The 21,454-nt window shown below is 60.1% G+C and carries 20 protein-coding genes; 5 read left to right on the forward strand and 15 right to left on the reverse strand.

The features are described from left to right. Nucleotides 1-298 precede the first annotated feature (298 nt). The 3 genes from CKW20_RS18310 (at nt 299) to CKW20_RS18320 (ending at nt 2,175) form a co-directional block, all read left to right on the forward strand. On the forward strand, nt 299-643 hold the full coding sequence (locus CKW20_RS18310; RefSeq protein WP_095054187.1) for a pilin assembly protein: 345 nt from the start codon (nt 299-301) through the stop codon (nt 641-643). 273 nt (nt 644-916) lie between these two features. Beyond that, complete coding sequence (locus CKW20_RS18315; RefSeq protein WP_052967474.1) at nt 917-1,330, forward strand: DUF4398 domain-containing protein; 414 nt, start codon at nt 917-919, stop codon at nt 1,328-1,330. A 56-nt stretch (nt 1,331-1,386) separates the two neighbouring features. Then, the gene (locus CKW20_RS18320) at nt 1,387-2,175 is read left to right on the forward strand and encodes an OmpA family protein (protein ID WP_095054188.1); all 789 of its coding nucleotides are present in this window, start codon (nt 1,387-1,389) and stop codon (nt 2,173-2,175) included. A 200-nt stretch (nt 2,176-2,375) separates the two neighbouring features. Here the strand turns inward: CKW20_RS18320 and CKW20_RS18325 are convergent, their stop codons facing one another. From CKW20_RS18325 to CKW20_RS18395, 15 genes are all read right to left on the reverse strand, one after another. Then, nucleotides 2,376-2,705, reverse strand: a complete 330-nt coding sequence (locus tag CKW20_RS18325) for a hypothetical protein (RefSeq protein ID WP_007897662.1) — start codon at nt 2,703-2,705, stop codon at nt 2,376-2,378. Next, entirely contained in the window at nt 2,702-3,616 is a 915-nt protein-coding gene (locus CKW20_RS18330) for an alpha/beta hydrolase (protein WP_095054189.1), read from the reverse strand. Before CKW20_RS18330 ends, CKW20_RS18325 begins: the two co-directional genes overlap by 4 nt. A 147-nt stretch (nt 3,617-3,763) precedes the next feature. Further along, nucleotides 3,764-5,041 (reverse strand): flavohemoglobin expression-modulating QEGLA motif protein, encoded by a 1,278-nt coding sequence (locus CKW20_RS18335; RefSeq protein ID WP_052967470.1) that lies wholly within the window; start codon nt 5,039-5,041, stop codon nt 3,764-3,766. 36 nt (nt 5,042-5,077) lie between these two features. Beyond that, entirely contained in the window at nt 5,078-5,632 is a 555-nt protein-coding gene (locus tag CKW20_RS18340) for a hypothetical protein (RefSeq protein ID WP_095054190.1), read from the reverse strand. Nucleotides 5,633-5,792: 160 nt separating this feature from the next. Then, complete coding sequence (locus tag CKW20_RS18345) at nt 5,793-6,509, reverse strand: TetR/AcrR family transcriptional regulator (RefSeq protein ID WP_176466918.1); 717 nt, start codon at nt 6,507-6,509, stop codon at nt 5,793-5,795. A gap of 103 nt (nt 6,510-6,612) precedes the next feature. After that, nucleotides 6,613-8,115, reverse strand: a complete 1,503-nt coding sequence (gene lysS, locus CKW20_RS18350) for a lysine--tRNA ligase (protein ID WP_095054192.1) — start codon at nt 8,113-8,115, stop codon at nt 6,613-6,615. Nucleotides 8,116-8,215: 100 nt separating this feature from the next. After that, nucleotides 8,216-9,311, reverse strand: a protein-coding gene (gene prfB / locus CKW20_RS18355; protein ID WP_141228962.1) for a peptide chain release factor 2 whose coding sequence is annotated in 2 segments (ribosomal slippage) — nt 8,216-9,238 and nt 9,240-9,311 — 1,095 coding nt in all. Because the reading frame shifts where the segments join, the coding sequence is not laid out codon by codon here. Between the two features lie 106 nt (nt 9,312-9,417). Beyond that, nucleotides 9,418-10,419 (reverse strand): PleD family two-component system response regulator, encoded by a 1,002-nt coding sequence (locus tag CKW20_RS18360; protein ID WP_095054193.1) that lies wholly within the window; start codon nt 10,417-10,419, stop codon nt 9,418-9,420. 48 nt (nt 10,420-10,467) lie between these two features. Then, nucleotides 10,468-11,478: a chemotaxis response regulator protein-glutamate methylesterase gene (locus tag CKW20_RS18365; protein WP_095054194.1), complete on the reverse strand. Its 1,011-nt coding sequence runs from the start codon at nt 11,476-11,478 to the stop codon at nt 10,468-10,470. Then, nucleotides 11,475-13,763 (reverse strand): hybrid sensor histidine kinase/response regulator, encoded by a 2,289-nt coding sequence (locus CKW20_RS18370; protein WP_095054195.1) that lies wholly within the window; start codon nt 13,761-13,763, stop codon nt 11,475-11,477. Before CKW20_RS18370 ends, CKW20_RS18365 begins: the two co-directional genes overlap by 4 nt. Further along, complete coding sequence (locus tag CKW20_RS18375; RefSeq protein WP_095054196.1) at nt 13,760-14,443, reverse strand: chemotaxis protein CheW; 684 nt, start codon at nt 14,441-14,443, stop codon at nt 13,760-13,762. Before CKW20_RS18375 ends, CKW20_RS18370 begins: the two co-directional genes overlap by 4 nt. Continuing rightward, nucleotides 14,440-15,726 (reverse strand): protein-glutamate O-methyltransferase CheR, encoded by a 1,287-nt coding sequence (locus CKW20_RS18380; protein ID WP_095054197.1) that lies wholly within the window; start codon nt 15,724-15,726, stop codon nt 14,440-14,442. Before CKW20_RS18380 ends, CKW20_RS18375 begins: the two co-directional genes overlap by 4 nt. After that, nucleotides 15,723-16,259, reverse strand: a complete 537-nt coding sequence (locus tag CKW20_RS18385) for a chemotaxis protein CheW (RefSeq protein WP_095054198.1) — start codon at nt 16,257-16,259, stop codon at nt 15,723-15,725. Before CKW20_RS18385 ends, CKW20_RS18380 begins: the two co-directional genes overlap by 4 nt. Then, nucleotides 16,259-17,881 (reverse strand): methyl-accepting chemotaxis protein, encoded by a 1,623-nt coding sequence (locus CKW20_RS18390; RefSeq protein WP_095054199.1) that lies wholly within the window; start codon nt 17,879-17,881, stop codon nt 16,259-16,261. The genes CKW20_RS18385 and CKW20_RS18390 overlap by 1 nt, the downstream gene beginning before the upstream one ends. A gap of 269 nt (nt 17,882-18,150) precedes the next feature. Beyond that, on the reverse strand, nt 18,151-18,843 hold the full coding sequence (locus CKW20_RS18395; protein WP_095054200.1) for a tellurite resistance TerB family protein: 693 nt from the start codon (nt 18,841-18,843) through the stop codon (nt 18,151-18,153). Nucleotides 18,844-19,068: 225 nt separating this feature from the next. Here CKW20_RS18395 and ydcS point away from each other — a divergent pair, with 225 nt between their 5' ends. Together ydcS and CKW20_RS18405 are read left to right on the forward strand one after the other, a co-directional pair. Continuing rightward, the gene (ydcS, locus tag CKW20_RS18400) at nt 19,069-20,220 is read left to right on the forward strand and encodes a putative ABC transporter substrate-binding protein YdcS (RefSeq protein WP_095054201.1); all 1,152 of its coding nucleotides are present in this window, start codon (nt 19,069-19,071) and stop codon (nt 20,218-20,220) included. Nucleotides 20,221-20,415: 195 nt separating this feature from the next. Beyond that, entirely contained in the window at nt 20,416-21,453 is a 1,038-nt protein-coding gene (locus CKW20_RS18405) for an ABC transporter ATP-binding protein (protein WP_095054202.1), read from the forward strand. The last annotated feature ends 1 nt before the right edge of the window (nt 21,454 follow it).

A 21,454-nucleotide genomic window follows, 5' to 3' on the forward strand; every position in this document is an offset into this window, starting at 1 on the left:
CAGCGAAAATCCGGCGGCTATGTTCAATGCCAGCTTTTCGTAGGAGCCAGGCTTGCCGGCGAAGGCGCTCTCAAGGACGCCTTCGCCGGCAAGCCTGGCTCCTACACTGGCATTGGCGGCTATGCTTTGTTGTTAGAAGCTCTGTCATAGAGAGTGCCGTCGTAAAGCGCTTCTTACAAGCAGACGAAGGGACTTCAACTGAAGCTAGTTTCAACAAAGAAGCCGTACAACGGCTTGCCGCCGGCCACCGCCGGACACTCACCCGGCCTGCCACGAGCAGGTGCGCAATGAGGTCATCATGAAAATCCGCGAACTCGCCAAGCACTGGGAAGAAAACGCCAAGGGTCGCCTGACCGACACGGGTTACACAATTCGTCTGGACGTGGAAGCCGCCGCGCGGCTGGCGGCGATTATCGAGATGTACCCCAAGCGGCACCCTGAAGAACTGCTTGGCGAGTTGATCGGCGCCGCCCTGGAGGAGCTCGAAGCGAGCTTTCCGTACGTGAAAGGGTCAACGGTGGTGGCCACTGATGAAGAAGGCGACCCGCTGTACGAAGATGTCGGCCCGACCCCACGTTTTCTCGCCTTGTCCCGTCAGCACTTGCACGATTTGGCGGCCGATAACGACAAGCAAAAACACTGACTACCGCGCGCGCTCCCCTTCAAAAAATGTGTATTCCCAGGTTCGCTCAGGGCCGGGAATACCCCTGCACAACCCGAAAGTTCCCGATTTAGAGCGTTGTCCGTTCGGTCAAAGTTTTTTCGGGCGATAGGCCATCTTCTCTGAACTTTTAAAAAACGCCTCGGGTCACACCCAGTAACCACGCCTGGGACGGCCGTTTCAAAAACACTCTGGAAATTGAAGGTTGCGGCTCCTTGCCCAGGATGGATTCAGTTGTTTTTCAGGAGTTATCCAATGGAGTTGAAGACCATGAAGACCAGCACTGCCCCATCCTCGTTCACCCATCTGCGCGGTCTCAAACTGGCTGCCCTGGCCATCGGCAGCAGCTTCGTTCTGGCCGGTTGCGCTGGCAATCCGCCGAGCGAGCAATACGCGGTGACCCAATCTGCCGTGAACAACGCCGTAAGCGCCGGCGGTACGGAATTCGCCGCCGTAGAAATGAAGGCCGCTCAGGACAAGCTCAAACAAGCCGAAATCGCCATGCACGACAAGAAGTATGACGAAGCCAGAATGCTGGCCGAGCAAGCCGAGTGGGACGCCCGTGTCGCCGAGCGCAAGGCCCAGGCGATGAAAGCCGAACAAGCTGTGAAGGACTCCCAGAAAGGTGTTCAGGAACTGCGTCAGGAAAGTCAGCGCACCGTGCAGTAAGCGCGCATCCCGATTTTCAGACCTGAAACTCTTATCGATAGAAAGGACGAACCATTATGCGCAAACAATTGATGATCCCCGCCCTCCTGGCCGCAAGTGTTGCACTGGCAGCCTGCTCCACACCGCCCAACCCGAACCTGGAGCAAGCCCGTACCAACTACGCCGGCCTGCAAGCCAACCCACAAGCCAGCAAAGTCGCGGCGCTGGAAACCAAAGACGCCAGCGAATACCTGGACAAGGCCGACAAGGCTTACCTGGACAGGGAAGACCAGGCCAAGGTCGACCAACTGGCTTACCTGACCAATCAGCGTGTTGAAGTGGCCAAACAGACCATCGCCCTGCGCACCGCTGAAAACAACCTGAAAAACGCTGCGGCACAACGGGCTCAGGCTCGTCTGGATGCCCGCGACCAACAGATCAAACAGCTGCAAGACAGCCTGAACGCCAAACAGACCGATCGCGGCACCCTGGTGACCTTCGGTGACGTGCTGTTCGCCACCAACAAGGCTGACCTGAAGTCCAACGGTTTGGTGAACATCAACAAACTGGCGCAGTTCCTTCAGGAAAATCCGGACCGTAAAGTGATTGTCGAAGGCTACACCGACAGCACCGGCACGGCGTCGTACAACCAGTCGCTGTCGGAGCGTCGTGCGACCTCGGTGCAAGTAGCCCTGATCAAGATGGGTGTCGACCCGGCGCGTATCGTGGCCCAGGGTTATGGCAAGGAATACCCGGTTGCGGAGAACTCCAGTGTTTCGGGCCGCGCGATGAACCGTCGGGTGGAAGTGACCATTTCCAATGACAACCAGCCGGTCGTCCCGCGTTCGGCGATCAGCGCCAAGTAAGCTGGCCACGCTGAAACTTAAAAGCCCCGCCTGAATTGATCAGGCGGGGCTTTTTTATGGCGTCTGTCCCGCCCTGAATAAGGTTTACACCTGTTTCAGGACTGTAGGAGCGAGGCTTGCCCGCGAAGAACGATGACGCGGTCTAACAGATACACCGAGTCATCGTTCTTCGCGGGCAAGCCTCGCTCCTACGGGGATGTTTATTGTTCGAGTTTTTGCGGCGTTTCCTCGCCCATGCAGCGCACGGCTTTTTTCTTGCTGTTGATCAGCACGCCGGTCAGGCCTTTCTGGTCGGTGTCGAACAGCACCAGCACGCCATCAATGCACTGGGCCACTTGCGGGGCCGGTTCCAGGGAGACCTTGTAGTCTTCGCCCGGCACGGTCTTGAGCATGGTGAAGTCGCTGAGCAGCAGCGCATCTTCGGGTTTGGCGAAGTGCAGGTAGCCGTACCACCACAGGGCGCCAACGGTGCCGAGGATGCTGCAGATACCGGTGATGATCAGCGGGATGGCGTTACGTTCTTCACTCATTGCGGACTCTCTGGTGGTTCATCTTCAGAATTCGGGGGTGCCGGGTAATTGGGGATTTCACCCAGGCGGCGCAAGCCATTGAAATGCTGCGGGTCTTCGAGGTAGCGCAGCATGACCTTTCGCCAGACCGGGTCGGCGAAGGTTTGCACATGTCCGCCACGGGTCAGTTGCAGCACTCGCGGCGGCGGCGCAGCTTGATACAGTCGGATGCCGTTGGAAAGGGGCACCAGTTGATCATCGATGCTGTGATAGATCAGTTTCGGTACGCCGTTGAGCTGCTTCATGGAATGGATCGCGCTGTCGCCGTCCGGCACCAACCAGGACAACGGCACCTGGAACGGCCAGGTCATCCACGACGTACTCAAGGCGAAACGGCCGACATCGCGGTAGCTGGCAGGCACGCCATCGAGCACAAACGCCTTGAGTTGCCGCTGGCGCTCGGGATGTTGGGCCAGGAAATGCACCGCCATCGAACCGCCAAGGCTCTGACCGAGAAGGATCAGCGGCTTGCCCTTGACCTCCGGGGCCTGGTCGAGCCATTTGAAAGCGGCGTCGATGTCCTGATAGATCGCCGGCAACGCCGGTTTACCTTCGGACCAGCCGTACCCGCGATAGTCCACCAGCAACACTTGATAGCCCTGCTCCGGCAACCACCAGCTCCCACCCAAATGCCACGCCAGGTTGCCGCCGTTGCCGTGCAGATGCAGGACGGTGCCTTTGACCTCGACGCCTTTTTTCGCTGGCAGCCACCAGCCATGCAGCTTGAGGCCGTCGGCGGTGGTCAGGGTGACGTCGCGGTATTCGAGTTTGGCTTTTCCCGGGGTGAACGGCTGGCCGGGCTCGGGGTAGAACAGCAGCGAGTCGCAACCGCCGAGAGTCAGGAGCAGGCAAAAGATGCTGAGGATTCTCATCCGGTGAAGCCTCGCAATGATGTGTGAAACCGATCGTTCCCATGCTCCACGTAGGAATGCATCCCGTGACGCTCTGCGTCACAGAGGACGCAGAGCGTCCATGGCGGCATTCCCACGCAGAGCGTGGGAACGATCATTTCACCAGCCTTAAAGGATATTGGAATAATCCGCTTCGATCCGGTCCAGGCTCAGGTGGTTAAGGAAGTTGGAGAAGCACATCCAGGCCGACAGCGCGTTCATGTCGCGGAATTGGTCGGGCAGGTACTTGGGCGGCACGACCAGGCCTTCGTCCACCAATTGGCGCAAGGTCCGCATGTCTTCCAGCGTGGTCTTACCGCAAAACAATAGCGGTATCTGCTCCAATTTGCCTTTACGCACGGCCAACTGAATGTAGTTGTAAACCATGATAAAGCCCTTGAGGTAGGACAAGTCTTTGGTAAATGGCAGACCGGTCGGCACCGAGCCGCGGAAAACCCGACTGGCATTACCATAGCTTTCGGCCATTTCGAAACCTTGCTCACAGAAGAAATCGTAGATCTGCAAGAAGTCCGCGCCCTCCTCCACCATATGAATGGCACGGGTGCGGTTGGTCAGTTTGCGCAGGCGGCTCGGGTAGGAGGCGAAGGTGATGATTTCCATCAGGATCGCCAGGCCTTCCTGGGTCACGGTGGACGATGGCGGGCCTTTGGACAGGAAGGTACAGATCGGCTGATTAAGGCCGTTGAGCGTGGTGCCCACATGCACCAGCCCTTCGTGGACTTCCAGCGCTCGCACGTCGCGATCGTTGAACATCGCGTCGGCGCGGATCTTGATGTAGTCAGCGCCGGCTGCGGCATCGGCGACGATCCCGTCGGATTCGAATACCCGAATGGTTTCCTCGTTTTCGCCAAACACCTTGTTCAACCGATGTTGCAGCAGGTCGACGGCTTCCTTGGCGGTGAGGATTTTCGGTTCGTCCTTGAGGTCGCCACGGCCATCGATGTTGTTCAGGTAATCGGAGAGCATCAGGCCCAGGTCGGCCAGGGTCGGGTCGCCAGCGTGGAATGCATCGGACGCTGCGCCATACAATTCCTGTGAAATCAGCCCGAAATCCTCGGTGCCGCGCGCTTCGAGCATGCGCACCACCATCCGGTATTCCTTGCACATGCGGCGCATGATCTGCCCGACCGGGTTGAACTGGCCGAGCTGGCGGGTGATGTCGCGCTCGATGTTCTGGAATTCCAGCTTCACTTTGCTGGAATCAAATGCCAGCGGTCGATTGAGGTAATAGTCGCGGTCCACGGCCGGCATTTCCTTGCCCTTGCCTTTGAAGAACCCCTTGCGAATGCTGTCGTCCCACTTGACCGCATCCAGAACGCGAATCGGCGTCTGCGCCAGCACTATGCGATCGGACAAAATGCGTATCGTCTGCTGGTATTCGTCCACCCGAAACTCCTGTAGTAAAACCGTTACGTGCTGGGTTTATTTGGTTTTTGCCAGGCGCTGGTAACGCACCGCTTCAACGAAAACATCGGAATTGGCCGGGTCATCGAGGTAGGCAAACACTTGATCCAGGCTGTTGTTGATCAACACTCCGTCGCCGTCATCGGTCTGGAAACGTTCGCCACTGAGGGCTTCTTGGCCCATGGCCTGTTTGATCTGCTCGAGGTCGAGGTTGTAGACCACCAGTTCGTGCTTATCGTTGAGCTCGAAACCGGTGATGGTGAAATTCCCGCCGAACTGTGCCGGCACCTTCGCCGACAGGTACCAGCGATTGCCATGGCGCGACACGGTGAAGGGATAGGCTTCACGCTCATGGGGCTTGGCCTTGAAGTAGCTGACCGCCTGATAACGATTGTCGCCGATGCGCGTCAGTTCCAGGTTCATCGGCTCGCCCCAGGCATTGGTGCTCGTCCATTTGCCGAGCAGCCCTTGGGGCGCGGGCTCGCTGGCGGGCAGCGGCTCCTTGAAAGTCACCAGGCAACCACTGAGCAGCAAGATCGACAAGGCGATCACCATGACGCGCCAGGCTTTCATTCAACACTCCCTATCGATACACGATGACTTTTACGCGTTGATCGTTCCCACGCTCTGCGTGGGAATGCATCCGGTGACGCTCTGCGTCACGTCGGCAAGGGACGCGGAGCGTCCCGGGCGGCATTCCCACGCAGAGCGTGGGAACGTTCGGAGTACCGGGTTACACCGACGCCAACACCAAATGCATGTAGCGGTTGAGGATGCCGAGCATTTCCTCTTCGGCCACAGGCTCGGCATCGTTGAGCAGGCCCTGATATTCCATCCGTCCGATAATCGCCGTCAACACTTTGGCATCCTGTTGTGGCTCACGGGAACCCAATACTTCGAAAAGCTGACAGGTGCCCTGCAGGAGAATTTGCTGATGGGAGCGCACCAACAACGCCAGGCGCGGGTTAAGCAGCGCCTCCTGACGGAATGCCTGCTCGGCCATCAAGTGTTCGCGACGATTGAGCAATTGTCGGTGAACATAGTCGGCCATCAGCCGTGCAATATCGTCCGCCAGTTGCGAGCGCGACTCCTGGCTGCCGTCGCCGCCGATCACCATCTCGCGCAGCAAGCCTTCGTTGTTCACCCACAGCTTGGCCATGTACGCCGCGCTGCGTTCCACGTATTGGGCGAAGGTATCGGTGAGCAGGTCATCGATATCCTTGAAATAGTATGTAGTGGCCGACAGCGGCACACCCGCTTCAGCGGCCACTGCACGGTGTCGCACGGCCCGCACGCCATCGCGCACGACAATGCGCATCGCCGCGTCGAGAATGTCCTGTCGACGCTGTTCGCTGCCCTGTCGGCTGGCCTTGCGGCCTTGGTACTGAACACTTTCAGCGACCGCAGTGGCGATACCTGCTGCACCCTCTTGAGCCATTGCACGATTCACGACAGGTATTCCTCTCTAAACGTCAAAAGTAACCAATTGATACGTTTGTACCAGACAGGCAATAAAAAGCCGCCTGTTATAGGCGGCTTTTTAATTGAAACACTTACGCTTGTGGCCGCATGTGCGGGAACAGGATGACGTCGCGGATCGACGGTGAGTTGGTCAGCAACATCACCAGACGGTCGATGCCGATCCCTTCACCGGCAGTCGGCGGCATGCCGTACTCCAGCGCGCGAACGAAGTCGGCGTCGTAGTGCATGGCTTCGTCGTCGCCGGCGTCCTTGTCGGCCACCTGCGCCATGAAGCGCTCAGCCTGGTCTTCCGCGTCGTTCAACTCGGAGTAGGCGTTGGCGATTTCACGGCCACCGATGAACAGTTCGAAACGATCGGTGACGTTCGGGTTCTCGTCGTTACGACGGGCCAGCGGCGACACTTCGAACGGGTACTGGGTGATGAAGTGCGGCTGCTCCAGCTTGTGCTCGACCAGCTCTTCGAAAATCATCACCTGCAGCTTGCCCAGACCTTCAAAGCCGAGCACCTTGGCGCCAGCCTTCTTGGCGATGGTGCGAGCCTTGTCGATGTCGTTCAGGTCGTCAGCGGTCAGCTCGGGGTTGTACTTGAGGATCGAGTCGAACACCGACAGACGCACGAACGGCTCGCCGAAGTGGAACACCTTGTCGCCGTAAGGCACGTCGGTGGTACCCAAAACCAGCTGAGCCAGTTCGCGGAACAGCTCTTCGGTCAGGTCCATGTTGTCTTCGTAGTCGGCGTAAGCCTGGTAGAACTCCAACATGGTGAATTCAGGGTTGTGACGAGTCGAAACGCCTTCGTTACGGAAGTTGCGGTTGATCTCGAAGACTTTCTCGAAACCGCCGACTACCAAGCGCTTGAGGTACAGCTCAGGCGCGATACGCAGGAACATTTCCATGTCCAGCGCGTTGTGGTGAGTCTCGAACGGCTTGGCCGCCGCGCCGCCTGGAATGGTTTGCAGCATCGGCGTTTCCACTTCCAGGAAGTCACGCTTCATCAGGAAGCTGCGGATGTGCGCAATCACTTGCGAACGCACGCGGAAGGTCTGGCGCACATCTTCGTTGACGATCAGGTCGACGTAACGCTGACGGTAGCGCTGTTCGGTGTCGGTCAGGCCGTGGTGCTTGTCCGGCAGCGGGCGCAAGGACTTGGTCAGCAGGCGCACGCTGGTCATTTCAACGTACAGGTCGCCCTTGCCGGAACGGGCCAGGGTGCCTTCGGCGGCGATGATGTCGCCCATGTCCCAGGTCTTCACCGCAGCCAAAGTGTCTTCGGACAGGGTTTTACGGTTGACGTAAACCTGGATGCGTCCGGTCATGTCCTGGATCACCATGAACGAGCCACGGTTGAGCATGATGCGACCGGCAACCTTGACCGGGATTGCAGCCTCTGCCAGCTCTTCCTTGGTCTTGTCCGCGTACTGCTTCTGCAAATCTTCGCAGTAATTGTCGCGGCGGAAGTCATTGGGGAAGGCATTGCCCTTGGCGCGCTCGGCAGCAAGCTTTTCCTTGCGCAGGGCGATCAGGGAGTTTTCTTCCTGTTGCAGGGCTTGCGGGTCGAGTTCTAGGTCGCTCATGTCTTTAAATATTCCATCAGGTTCGTTGCCCCCGGCATTCGCCGGGGTTCGCGGGCAAGCCTCGCTCCTACAGGATCGTGGAGATCCTGTAGGGCGTGCCTTAGAGCCCTTGTTTCAGGCTGGCTTCCAGGTATTCGTCGATGTCGCCGTCGAGCACCTTGTCGCAGTCGCTACGTTCGATGTTGGTACGCAGATCCTTGATCCGCGAGGCATCGAGCACGTACGAACGGATCTGGTGACCCCAGCCGATATCCGACTTGGTGTCTTCCAGGGCCTGGGAAGCGGCGTTGCGCTTCTGCACTTCCTGCTCATACAAACGCGCCCGCAACATTTTCATCGCGGTGTCTTTGTTCGCATGCTGGGAACGTTCGTTCTGGCAGCTGACCACGGTGTTGGTCGGTACGTGGGTAATCCGTACGGCCGAGTCGGTGGTGTTTACGTGCTGACCACCGGCACCGGAGGAGCGGTAGGTGTCGATGCGCAGGTCCGACGGGTTGATGTCGATTTCGATGTTGTCATCGATTTCCGGCGACACGAACACAGCCGAGAACGAGGTGTGACGACGGTTGCCGGAGTCGAACGGGCTCTTGCGCACCAGACGGTGCACACCGATTTCGGTGCGCAGCCAGCCAAAGGCGTATTCGCCCTTGATGTGCACGGTAGCGCCTTTGATACCGGCGACTTCACCGGCCGACAGCTCCATGATGGTCGCGTCGAAACCGCGTTTATCCGCCCAGCGCAGGTACATGCGCAGCAGGATGTTGGCCCAGTCCTGAGCCTCGGTACCGCCGGAGCCGGCCTGGATGTCCAGGTAGGCGTTGTTGGCGTCCATCTCACCGCTGAACATGCGACGGAATTCGAGTTTTTCCAGGGACTCGCGCAGGCGCTCGACTTCGGCGGCGACATCATCGACGGCGGCCTGGTCTTCTTCTTCGGCGGACATCAGCAGCAAGTCTTTGGCATCGGCCAGGCCGCTGTGCATTTCGTCGAGGGTTTCGACGATCTGAGCCAGCAGTGACCGCTCGCGGCCCAGTTCCTGAGCGTACGATGGGTTGTTCCAGACAGACGGATCTTCAAGCTCGCGATTGACTTCAGTCAGACGCTCATGCTTTTGATCGTAGTCAAAGATACCCCCGAATAGTTTCGGAGCGCTCGGACAGGTCCTTGATACTGTTAAGGATCGGGTTGATTTCCATGGCGGGCAGCACTCGTTGGCGAACTTTTGAAAGCCGGCGAGTATAACGTAATCAGGCTGTCAAGGCAGCCCGTCTGGCGGCTTTAGCGGCGAATGAACCTTATGGTTCATTCAATCCCCACCTGATTGCGCCCATTGTTCTTTGCCAGGTACAGCCCCTTGTCCGCCGCCGAGATCAATTGCCGGCAATCGCTGCCCGGTTGCGGGGTCATGGTCGACAGGCCGATGCTGATGGTCAGGCTCGAACCTTCGGTCGGGGAAATGTGCGGAATCTTCAACGCAGCCACGGTCAGGCGCAGTTTTTCCGCCACCAACCGTGCACCGCCCGGCGAGGTGTTGGGCAGGACCAGGACGAATTCCTCACCGCCGTAGCGGGCCGGCAAGTCCGAAGGTCTGGAACTGGCGTCGCGAATTGCCGTAGCGACTTTGCGCAGCGCCTCATCGCCTTCGAGGTGGCCAAAGCTGTCGTTGTAGGACTTGAAGTAATCGACGTCGATCATCAGCAACGACAGTTGGGTCTGGTCCCGCAGCGAACGCCGCCACTCCAGCTCCAGGTATTCGTCGAAATGCCGGCGGTTCGACAGCCCGGTCAGGCCGTCGGAGTTCATCAAGCGTTGCAGCACCAGGTTGGTATCGAGCAACTGCTGCTGGCTGACCCGCAGCGCGCGATACGCCGCGTCACGCTGCAGCAGGGTCATATAGGAGCGCGAGTGATAGCGGATGCGCGCCACCAGCTCGATGTTGTCCGGCAGTTTGACCAGGTAATCATTGGCGCCGGCGGCAAACGCCGCGCTCTTGATCAGCGGATCTTCCTTGGTCGACAGGACAATGATCGGAATGTCCTTGGTCGCCGGATGGTTACGGTATTCGCGCACCAGGCTCAGGCCGTCGAGGCCGGGCATGACCAGATCCTGAAGGATTACCGTCGGCTTGATGCGGATCGCCTGGGCGATGGCCTGGTGCGGGTCGGCACAGAAATGGAAGTCGATGTTTTCTTCGTTCGACAAACCACGCCGCACTGCCTCGCCGATCATCGCCTGATCGTCCACCAACAACACCATGGCGGCGTTTTCGTCGGTTTTGAAGTCGTCGAGCTGTAAATCATTCATGTGCGGTCACCTGAGTACTGCCTTGGCCACGATTGCTGCTAATAATAGTCATTTTGAGAAGATCTCCAGCAATCGTGGCGCTATCTTATCCAGTGGGCGAACTTCCACTGCCGCGTTAATGGCCGCGGCCGCCTTCGGCATGCCATACACCGCACTACTTTGTTGGTCCTGAGCGATGGTCAGGTAGCCCTGCTGGCGCATGAGTTTAAGCCCCTGCGCGCCATCGCGCCCCATACCGGTCAGCAGAACGCCCACGGCGTCACCGCTCCAGTAACTGGCCACACTCTCGAAAAACACATCGATCGAAGGCCGATAGATCTCGTTGACCGGTTCGGCGGTGTAGGCCAGCGTGCCGTTTTTCAGCAAGCGAATATGATGGTTGGTCCCGGCCAGCAGGACCGTGCCGCTTCGTGGCGGTTCACCTTCCTGGGCCAGACGCACATTCAGGCCACTGGCGCTGGCCAGCCATTCGGCCATGCCGGCGGCGAACACCTGATCCACATGCTGGACCAGCACGATGGCCGCCGAAAAGTCTCGTGGCAGGCCCTTGAGCAGCACTTCCAGCGCCGCCGGCCCGCCAGCGGATGAACCGATGGCCACCAAATGCTGGCGCGAGGACGAGTGGCGGTGCGAGCTCGGCGCCGATCGCACCCGATTGCTCTTGTCGCCGATCAGCCAGCCAATGTTCATGATCTTGCGCAGCAGCGGTGCGGCGGCTTCCTGAGGATTGCCACCCCCGATAGCCGGGGTATCAACCACATCCAGCGCGCCGTAGCCCATGGCTTCGAACACCCGGTGCACGTTCTGCTCGCGGTCGACAGTGACAATGACTATCGCGCACGGGGTCTCGGCCATGATTCGCCGGGTCGCTTCCACACCGTCCATCAACGGCATGATCAAATCCATCAGGATCAGATCCGGGGTGTATTCGGTGCAACGTTGCACCGCCTCGGCCCCATTGCCGGCGACCCAGACCACCTCGTGCGCCGGTTCGAACGCCAAGGCGCGGCGCAAAGCCTCTACCGCTATGGGCATGTCATTGACGATAGCGATTTTCATGCCCGCGCGCCTCCAATGAGCTCAACCACTGCATCCAGCAAAGCGTCATCATGAAAACTCGCTTTGGCTAGATAATAGTCGGCTCCGGCGTCCAGGCCACGGCGGCGGTCTTCTTCGCGATCCTTGTAGGACACCACCATCACCGGCAGGGATTGCAGGCGATTATCGCGACGCAATAAAGACACCAGCTCGATGCCATCCATGCGCGGCATGTCGATGTCGGTGATCAGCAGATCGAAATCCTCCGAACGCAGGGCGTTCCAGCCATCCATACCGTCCACCGCCACGGCGACGTCATAGCCGCGATTGAGCAGCAATTTGCGCTGCAACTCACGAACGGTCAGCGAGTCGTCCACCACCAGAATCCGTTTACGCGCCGCTTCGACGGCCAGATTGGCGTGTCGGGCAATGCGCTCCAGACGCCCGGTATTGAGCAGTTTGTCCACCGAACGCAGCATGTCTTCGACGTCGACGATCAGCACCACCGAGCCGTCATCGAGCAAGGCCCCGGCGGAAATGTCCTGCACCTTGCCCAGGCGCTCGTCCAGCGGCAGCACCACCAACGTCCGTTCGCCGATAAACCGCTCGACTGCCACCCCGTAAATGACATCTCGCTCGCGGATGACCACGACTTTCAGGGTCTGCGCGCTGTTCTGGCTCGCCGGGCGATTTAACAGCTGAGTGGCGGCGACCAGCCCGACATGCCGACCTTCATGCCAGAAGTGCTGCCGGCCTTCGACCTGCACAATATCCTCCGGCTCCAGGTCGCACATGCGCTCGATGTGCGCCAGCGGGAAGGCATACGCCTCGTCACCGACTTCCACCACCAGACTGCGCACCACCGACAGCGTCAGCGGCACTTGCAGATGAAAGCGACTTCCCTCACCCGCTGTCTGCTCCAGCACCACGGCGCCGCGCAACTGACGGACCATGTGCTGAACCGCATCCAGCCCGACGCCGCGTCCGGAAACTTCGGTAACCGCGTCGCGCAGGCTGAATCCCGGCAGAAACAGGAACGTCAGCAGCTCTTCTTCGCTCAACTGGGCGGCGGTCTCGGCTGGGGATAACTGCCGCTCGACGATGTTGCGACGGAGCTTTTCCAGGTCGACGCCATTGCCATCATCGCTGAGCTCCAACACCAGCAGACCGGCTTGATGGGACGCGCGCAAACGGATCAGGCCTTCCTCCGGTTTACCGGCCAATAGTCGTTGTTCCCGGGTTTCGATGCCGTGATCCACCGCATTACGCAGCAGGTGCGTCAGCGGCGCTTCGAGTTTTTCCAGTACGTCGCGGTCGACTTGAGTCTTATCGCCCTCGATCTCCAACCGCACCTGTTTGCCAAGGCTGCGACCGAGATCGCGGACCATGCGCACTTGCCCGCTCAGCACATCGGCGAATGGGCGCATGCGACAGGCCAGCGCCGTGTCATACAACACCTGCGCCCGCTGGCTGGCGTGCCAGGCGAATTCATCCAGTTCGGCGTTTTTTTCCACCAGCAATTGCTGGGACTCGGCCAGCAATCGGCGGGCATCGCCTAAGGCTTCCTGAGCTTCGAGACTCAAGGCATGGTTCTTAAGATGAACGTTGAGACTTTCCAGCGCCCGCAGGCCGTTGCTCTGCATGCGTTTAAGGCGCTGCATAGTCGCCAGATGCGGCTTGAGCCGCTGGGTTTCCACCAAGGACTTGCTCGACAGGTCGAGCAGGCTGTTCAAGCGCTCGGCCGTGACGCGCAATACACGTTCGCCACTTTCGGTGGTGCGTTTAGCCATGGGCGCTGGCTCGGCGGCCGCGGCCGGGGGGGCTTCGGTGGCGGTCGGCATGGGCGGCTCAACCTTGGGCGTCGGCGGTTCCAGCTGAAGTTCTGCCATCGGCGGCGTCATGGGAGCAGTGGCCGCCATGTGATCAAGCAACCGTCCCATCAAGACGACGTAAGCGTCGATATCCGCAGGCGCTGGAGCATTGCTCGGCGTCGCAATCCGCATCAGCAGATCGGTGCCTTGCAACAGTGCATCAATGTGTTCGGGCCGCAGGTACAGGCGCCCTTCCTGGGCGCTGACCAGGTAATCTTCCATCACATGGGCGACGCTGACCCCGGCATCGACACCGACAATCCGTGCCGCGCCCTTGAGCGAATGGGCCGCGCGCATGCACGACTCAAGGTAATCGGCCTGTGTTGGATCGCGCTCAAGCGCCAGCAGACCGGCGCTCAGCACCAGGGTCTGGGCCTCGGCTTCGAGGCTGAACAGCTCCAGCAAAGAGGCGTCACGCATTTGCTCGGGGGTCATGTGAGGCTCCGGGTCACGGCGGACAGCAGCTGTTCTTCATCCAGCCAACGCAGGCTGCGACCTCTGAATTGCAAGACGCCACGGGTGTATTTGGCGCTGGCCTGGGTGCCGGACCGGGACGCCGCATCGAGAATGCGCTCGTCGATGGCGTGAATCCCGTCCACCTCGTCCACCGGCACCACCACCGGCCCGCCATGGGCAGCGATGATCAGCATCCGCGGCATCACCCGCGCGCCGGACGCTACGCCACTGGTGCCGTCGAGCCCCAGCAGCTCCACCAGCGACAGGCACGCCACCAAGGCACCGCGCACATTCGCCACGCCGAGCAACGCCCGGGAGCGCTGATGCGGCAAGGAGTGAATCGCCTGCAGCGGCGCCACTTCGACCAGGCTGCGAGTGGCCAGGCCCAGCCATTCTTCGCCGAGGCGAAACATCAGCAGCGAGCGGGTTTTCACATCGCTCCCGGCCACTGTGGAAACTTGCTCGCGGTCGTCCTGCTGCAACGCATAGCGGTCGAGCAAGCGTGTGGCGGCAGCCGAATACACCGCACAGTTGCGGCAATGAATGTGCTCGATCAGCAATGGGCAGGACTTGTCGCCGTGGATACCGATGCGGTTCCAGCAGTCATCGATGGCCCGGGCATCTTCATGGGTGACGCTCAAGGTGTCGGCGGCGTTCATCGTTTACGCTCACTGTCAGCGGCGCGCTCGCTGCGGGCGGCGCGGGCCTGCAATCGTCTGGCACCGGCCGTGTCGCCCTGAGACTGGAGCAAGGCGGCCAAGTGCATCAATGCGTCGGGGTGTTGCGGTTCGAGGTACAACGCCTTGCGATAAAAGCCCTGGGCCTCGAGCGCGCTGCCAGCGACATCGCTGAGCAGCCCCAGCCAATAGAACACCTGGGCCACCGGCTCGTGACGGCGCAAAAAACTTTCACACGCGACGCGGGCCTCGGCGCTTTTGCCTTCGTTGGCCAGCGCGGCGATGTTCACCAGTAGCGCGGCAGCCTCTGAAGGGGTGGCCTGCGAAGGCGTGGCTTTGGCCGCCTGAGGCATCGGGACGACCGTCGCAAAAGGCCGACTGCGCACCGGCGGCGGTATTACGCCGCGCACCGGTTGTTGCACCGGCAGCGGCAATGGCGTCGGCACGAAGGTCGCGAGTGGCTCGGGCGCACTTTGACGACTGAAGGCAAACGAATGCGCGATACCAATCGAGCGCATGCCGAAACGCCCCAGCAGACTGCCCTCCGCCGGGCCGATAAACAGCACGCCGTCGACGTGGGTCAGGCGCTTGAGCACTTCGAACACTTGCTGCTGGGTCGGCTGATCGAAATAGATCAGCAAATTGCGGCAGAACACGAAGTCATAAGGTGGCTCACTGGCCAGCAACGCCGGATCCAGCAGATTGCCGACCTGCAAGCGCACCTGCTCAAGCACACGCCCGCTGAGGCGATAGTTGTCGTTTTCAGCCGTGAAATGTCGCTCGCGAAAGTCGATGTCCTGACCACGAAACGAATTCTTGCCATACAGCGCGAGCCTGGCCTTTTCCACCGACAGCGGGCTGACATCCATGGCGTCGACCTTGAACTGGTGGGGCGCCAGCCCGGCATCGAGCAATGCCATGGCGATGGAGTACGGTTCTTCGCCGGTGGAGCACGGCAGGCTGAGAATCCGCAGGGCGCGCATGTTATTGATCGCCGCCAGCCGCTTGGCCGCCAGTTTCGCCAGCGTGGCGAAGGATTCCGGGTAACGAAAAAACCAGGTCTCGGGGACGATCACCGCTTCGATCAGCGCCTGTTGTTCGTCGCGCGAGCCCAGCAAGGTGTGCCAGTACTCATCGGCCGTCAGCGCCCGCGCCGCCGTGCAGCGCTGGCGCACCGCGCGTTCGATGATCGCCGGGCCGACCGAGCCCACATCGAGGCCTATACGTTCTTTGAGGAAATCGAAAAACCTTTGATCGTTGCTCATCCCTGCTCCTCAAACTGCGCCAGGTCCAACGGCGGCGAGGGAAACAACAAGGCGCGGACCTGTTCGTCCAGCAAATCGGCAACCCGCACCCATTGCAGTAAACCCTGGGCATCTTCGCGCACCGGCCCGAGGTACGGCGCCTGGCGATTGTCCAGGCCATAAGGCTGAAAGTCCGCCGGGTTGCAGCGCAACGTATCGGTGGCCTGCTCCAGAATCAGCCCGAGCAATTGCGCAGGCGTCGCCTCGTCCGGCCGATAATGCACCAGCACCAGCCGCGTGCTGGTGCGGGCCTGGGCCGGTTGGCCGAACGTCAGGGCACTGAGGTCGATCACCGGCACCACCGCGCCGCGCCAGGCGAACACCCCGGCCACCCAGTCCGGCGCCTGGGGAATGGGTTTCAACGGCAGCTGCGGCAGCACTTCGGCCACCTCGATGGCCTGCAAGGCGAAACGCTCGTTGCCGATGCGGAATACCAGAAACAACGACTGTTTCGCCGGCATCACCGTGCCGCGTTTGGCCGCAAGTTCGCTCATCAGACTTTAAATCGCGAGACGCCGCCACGCAGCCCTACGGCCACCTGGCTCAGTTCATCGATAGCGAAACTGGCCTGACGCAGGGACTCGACGGTCTGGCTGCTGGCATCGCCCAACTGCACCAGTGCGTGGTTGATCTGCTCGGCGCCGGTGGCCTGGGCCTGCATGCCTTCGTTGACCATCAACACCCGTGGTGCCAGCGCCTGAACCTGATGGATGATCTGCGACAGCTGCTCGCCCACCGACTGCACCTCGGACATGCCACGACGCACTTCTTCGGAAAACTTGTCCATGCCCATGACCCCGGCCGACACCGCCGACTGGATTTCACGCACCATCTGCTCGATGTCGTAGGTGGCCACAGCGGTCTGGTCCGCCAGACGCCGCACTTCGGTGGCGACCACGGCAAACCCGCGACCATACTCACCGGCCTTCTCGGCTTCGATCGCGGCGTTCAGGGACAACAGGTTGGTCTGGTCGGCGACTTTGACAATGGTCACCACCACCTGATTGATGTTGCCGGCCTTCTCGTTGAGGATCGCCAGTTTGGCGTTCACCAGATCCGCCGCGCCCATCACCGAGTGCATGGTGTCTTCCATGCGCGCCAGGCCTTGCTGACCGGAACCGGCCAGCACCGACGCCTGATCGGCGGCGGTGGAGACTTCGGTCATGGTGCGCACCAGATCCCGCGAGGTGGCGGCAATTTCACGCGATGTCGCGCCGATCTCGGTGGTGGTGGCCGCGGTTTCGGTGGCGGTGGCCTGCTGCTGCTTGGACGTCGCGGCGATTTCCGTAACCGACGTGGTGACCTGCACCGAGGAGCGCTGCGCCTGGGATACCAGCGAGGTGAGCTCGGTCATCATGTCGTTGAAGCCGGTTTCCACCGCGCCGAACTCGTCCTTGCGATCAAGATCCAGGCGACTGCTGAGATCGCCCGTGCGCATGACTTCGAGAATATCCACGATGCGATTCATCGGCGCCATGATCGCGCGCATCAGCAGCAGACCGCAGAGGCCGGCGACGATGATCGCCACCAGCAAAGAGAGGCCCATGCTGATTTTGGCGGTTGTCACTGCGTCACCAATGGCCAGCGTGGATTCTTCAGCCAGATTGTGATTATGCTCGATGAGGCTGTTCAACTGCTTGCGCCCATTAACCCAAGCCGGGGTGAGCTTTTGCTCCAGGGCAAGACGCGCTGGTTCGTACTCTTTGCGCTGATAGAGGTCGATGACGTTCGTCAGTTCTTGATTGAAGAGCTGATGGTACGCTTCGAATTTGTCGAATGTGGCCTGATCTTCCGGTGTGAAAATGGTCTTGCGGTAGCTGGCCATCTGTTCGTTCAAGCGCTCTTCGAAGCTCTTGTACATAGCGTGATCGGCGGGTGTTATTTCGCGACGCCCGGAAAGGCCGACAATCTGCTGGGTCAGGTTGTAACTGTCGACCCAGGCACCGCGCATCATCGAACTGAAATACACCCCGGGCACCGCATCGGTGCGGACCCTGTCTGCGCCGGCGTCGATCTTCATCAGCCGGGAAAAGGACACCACGACCATCAACAGCATGATCGCGATAATTACCGCAAAGCTCGCCAAAATGCGTTGGCGCAACGTCCAGTTCTTCACAGTCAGTCCTCGGTGCGGTTCAAATTGCGGGGGAGTATAGCCGAGGGCCTATAGAAGCGGGCTTGCCCTAATGCAGTCAGTTAAGAGATAGAACAAGCGATGAGTAACCTGTGGCGAGGGAGCTTGCTCCCGCTGGGCCGCGAAGCGGCCCCCCTTATCCCCAGAGCAAGCTCCCTCGCCACAGGTTCAGTATCACGCTTAACTGACTGGCATTGGGGCAAGCCCGCTCCTACAGCATTAAGGCTTGCCCACGAAGGCGGCCTAAAGACCTACACCGAAACCTGCCGCACCTGCTTCTCCAGCTCTGCCTTCAACCCCGGCTCCAGCTTCAACTGCCGCGCCAATTCGTCGAGGTAGGACTTCTCCATGAAGTTCTCCTCATCCACCAGCATCACACTGGCGATGTACATTTCAGCCGCCATTTCCGGCGTGCTGGCGGCGCGGGCGACGTCTGTCGGGTCCAGCGGTTTGTTGAGTTCGGCGTGCAGCCAGTGTTGCAGTTCCTGATCGTTGTCGAGTTTGCTGAACTCGCCTTCGATCAATTGGCGCTCACGCTCATCGACATGACCGTCAGCCTTGGCCGCGGCCACCAACGCCTTGAGAATCGCCTGGCTGTGCTGCTCGACTTGCGCGGGCGGTAGACGGTCGAGGGTTTGCGGTTCGGTTTGGGGGGCGGTGCCCTGTTGGGCCTGCCAGTTGCCGTACGCTTTGTAGGCAATCACGCCCAATGCCGCAAGGCCGCCATAAATCGCGACCTTGCCGCCGACTTTGCGCGCCTTCTTGTTACCGAGCAGCAAACCCATCGCGCCAGCCGCCAATGCACCGCCGCCCGCCCCCGACATCAGGCTGCCGAGGCCGCCCGAAACACCGCTGAAGCCTTTTTTCTGGACACCGCCGGCCTTGTTCTGCAACAGATCCTGACCGGATCTGAGTAATTGATCGAGCAATCCACGGGTATTCATTTTGCTGTCTCCACGAATTCGGGTTAACCGGATCTTTAAGGCCATCAGCCTAGATCGAAAGTGCCCGACGCCTCTTCGCGAGAGTGCTTCCAGATGTTGCTCACTTTGCGGCAAACGGGTGGGAACGCCTCTCACAAAGCGCACTAAGCTAAATAACAAGCCGCACACGGCGCATCACCCCGTTCAGCACTGCCCCGACCATAATTTAAAGAAGAGGGTTTACCCATGCTTGTGCACAAGACCGCACTGCTCAGTGCAATCACCACAGCACTGCTGGCCAGCGCCAGCTTGCAGGCCGCCGAACCGCTGAAAGCCGTCGGTGCCGGCGAAGGTCAGCTGGATATCGTCGCCTGGCCTGGCTATATCGAGCGGGGCGAAACCGACAAAGCCTACGACTGGGTGACCAGTTTCGAGAAGGAAACCGGCTGCAAGGTCAACGTCAAGACGGCCGGCACGTCCGACGAAATGGTCAGCCTGATGACCAAGGGCGGTTACGACTTGGTGACGGCGTCCGGCGACGCCTCCCTGCGCCTGATCGCCGGCAAACGTGTGCAACCGATCAACACCGCACTGATCCCCAATTGGAAGAATCTCGACCCGCGCCTGAAGGATGCACCGTGGTATGTGGTCGACAAACAGACCTACGGCACTCCCTATCAGTGGGGTCCGAATGTGCTGATGTACAACACCAAGGTGTTCACGCAACCGCCGACCAGTTGGGGCGTACTGTTCGAAGAGCAGAAGCTGTCCGACGGCAAATCCAACAAGGGCCGCATACAAGCGTATGACGGCCCGATCTATATCGCGGACGCGGCGCTGTACCTGAAAACCGCCAAGCCGGAACTGGGTATCACGGATCCGTACTTGCTCGACGAAAAACAATACAAGGCCGCTCTCGACTTGCTGCGCGCCCAGCAAAAGTTGATCCATCGCTACTGGCACGATACCACCGTGCAAATGAGTGACTTCAAGAACGAAGGCGTAGTGGCGTCCAGCTCCTGGCCCTATCAGGTCAACGGCCTGATGAACGAGAAACAGCCAGTCGCCTCGACCATCCCGAAAGAAGGCGCCACCGGATGGGCCGACACCACCATGTTGCACGCCGAAGCCAAACACCCGAACTGCGCTTACAAGTGGATGAACTGGTCGCTCACGCCAAAGGTCCAGGGCGATGTGTCCGCCTGGTTCGGCTCGCTGCCGGCGGTCCCTGCGGCATGTAAGGAAAGCGAATTATTGGGCGCCGAAGGTTGCAAGACCAACGGTTTCGACCAGTTCGACAAGATCGCCTTCTGGAAAACCCCGCAGGCTGAGGGCGGCAAGTTTGTGCCTTATAGCCGCTGGACCCAGGATTACATTGCGATTATGGGCGGTCGTTAAGCCCTCTTGAGGCTGATCGTTCCCACGCTCCGCGTGGGAATGCATCAACGGACCCTCCGCGTCCATTCGTGCAGAGCTGACGCAGAGCGTCACGGGCTGCATTCCCACGCGGAGCGTGGGAACGATCATCAATGAAAACTTCAGAAGTTCAGGCAAGGCCACTGTGACGGCCCTGCCTATCGGGAGCTCCGCACCATGACGCTTGCAGTCCAGTTCACCAACGTTTCCCGTCAGTTCGGCGAGGTGAAGGCCGTTGACCGGGTTTCTATCGATATCCAGGACGGCGAGTTCTTTTCCCTGCTGGGCCCTTCCGGCTCGGGCAAAACCACCTGCCTGCGCCTGATCGCCGGTTTTGAACAACCGAGCACTGGCTCCATCCGTATTCATGGCGCCGAAGCCGCCGGGCTGCCGCCGTATCAGCGCGACGTGAACACCGTATTCCAGGATTACGCGCTGTTCCCGCACATGAACGTACTCGACAACGTTGCCTACGGTTTGAAAGTCAAAGGCGTCGGCAAGGCTGAACGCCATAAACGCGCCGAAGAAGCCCTCGACATGGTCGCCCTCGGTGGCTACGGCGAGCGCAAACCGGTTCAACTCTCCGGCGGTCAGCGCCAGCGTGTGGCCCTGGCCCGCGCATTGGTCAATCGCCCTCGCGTGTTGTTGCTCGACGAGCCCTTGGGCGCCCTCGACCTGAAGCTGCGCGAGCAAATGCAAGGCGAGCTGAAGAAGCTGCAACGCCAGCTCGGCATCACCTTCATCTTCGTCACCCACGATCAGACCGAAGCGCTGTCGATGTCCGATCGCGTGGCGGTGTTCAACAAGGGCCGCATCGAACAGGTCGACACGCCGCGCAACCTGTACATGAAACCGGCGACTACGTTCGTCGCCGAATTTGTCGGCACGTCCAACGTGATTCGCGGCGATCTGGCCCGGCAGTTGAGCGGCAATCCACAGCCGTTTTCGATTCGCCCGGAACACGTGCGTTTCGCCGAAGGCCCGCTGGCCAGCCATGAAATAGAAGTCAGCGGCCTGCTGCATGACATCCAGTACCAGGGCAGTGCCACCCGCTATGAACTGAAACTGGAAAACGGCCAGACCCTGAACATCAGCCAGGCCAACGTCCAGTGGCTGGACGTCAGCGCGCAACATCAAACCGGGCAACGTATCAGCGCTCGTTGGGCGCGCGAAGCGATGATCCCGCTGTACGACAATGTTGTGGGCGGGGTATGAG

Source organism: Pseudomonas sp. Irchel s3b2 (genome assembly GCF_900187445.1).
GTDB lineage: Bacteria > Pseudomonadota > Gammaproteobacteria > Pseudomonadales > Pseudomonadaceae > Aquipseudomonas.

Excerpts from the sequence above, each read along its gene's own strand:
- CKW20_RS18310 (WP_095054187.1), top strand. The coding sequence starts at position 299 with ATGAAAATCCGCGAACTCGCCAAGCACTGGGAAGAAAACGCCAAGGGT.
- CKW20_RS18315 (WP_052967474.1), top strand. The coding sequence starts at position 917 with ATGGAGTTGAAGACCATGAAGACCAGCACTGCCCCATCCTCGTTCACC.
- CKW20_RS18320 (WP_095054188.1), top strand. The coding sequence starts at position 1,387 with ATGCGCAAACAATTGATGATCCCCGCCCTCCTGGCCGCAAGTGTTGCA.
- CKW20_RS18325 (WP_007897662.1), bottom strand. The coding sequence starts at position 2,705 with ATGAGTGAAGAACGTAACGCCATCCCGCTGATCATCACCGGTATCTGC.
- CKW20_RS18330 (WP_095054189.1), bottom strand. The coding sequence starts at position 3,616 with ATGAGAATCCTCAGCATCTTTTGCCTGCTCCTGACTCTCGGCGGTTGC.
- CKW20_RS18340 (WP_095054190.1), bottom strand. The coding sequence starts at position 5,632 with ATGAAAGCCTGGCGCGTCATGGTGATCGCCTTGTCGATCTTGCTGCTC.
- lysS (WP_095054192.1), bottom strand. The coding sequence starts at position 8,115 with ATGAGCGACCTAGAACTCGACCCGCAAGCCCTGCAACAGGAAGAAAAC.
- CKW20_RS18360 (WP_095054193.1), bottom strand. The coding sequence starts at position 10,419 with ATGAATGATTTACAGCTCGACGACTTCAAAACCGACGAAAACGCCGCC.
- CKW20_RS18365 (WP_095054194.1), bottom strand. The coding sequence starts at position 11,478 with ATGAAAATCGCTATCGTCAATGACATGCCCATAGCGGTAGAGGCTTTG.
- CKW20_RS18370 (WP_095054195.1), bottom strand. The coding sequence starts at position 13,763 with ATGACCCCCGAGCAAATGCGTGACGCCTCTTTGCTGGAGCTGTTCAGC.
- CKW20_RS18375 (WP_095054196.1), bottom strand. The coding sequence starts at position 14,443 with ATGAACGCCGCCGACACCTTGAGCGTCACCCATGAAGATGCCCGGGCC.
- CKW20_RS18380 (WP_095054197.1), bottom strand. The coding sequence starts at position 15,726 with ATGAGCAACGATCAAAGGTTTTTCGATTTCCTCAAAGAACGTATAGGC.
- CKW20_RS18385 (WP_095054198.1), bottom strand. The coding sequence starts at position 16,259 with ATGAGCGAACTTGCGGCCAAACGCGGCACGGTGATGCCGGCGAAACAG.
- CKW20_RS18395 (WP_095054200.1), bottom strand. The coding sequence starts at position 18,843 with ATGAATACCCGTGGATTGCTCGATCAATTACTCAGATCCGGTCAGGAT.
- ydcS (WP_095054201.1), top strand. The coding sequence starts at position 19,069 with ATGCTTGTGCACAAGACCGCACTGCTCAGTGCAATCACCACAGCACTG.
- CKW20_RS18405 (WP_095054202.1), top strand. The coding sequence starts at position 20,416 with ATGACGCTTGCAGTCCAGTTCACCAACGTTTCCCGTCAGTTCGGCGAG.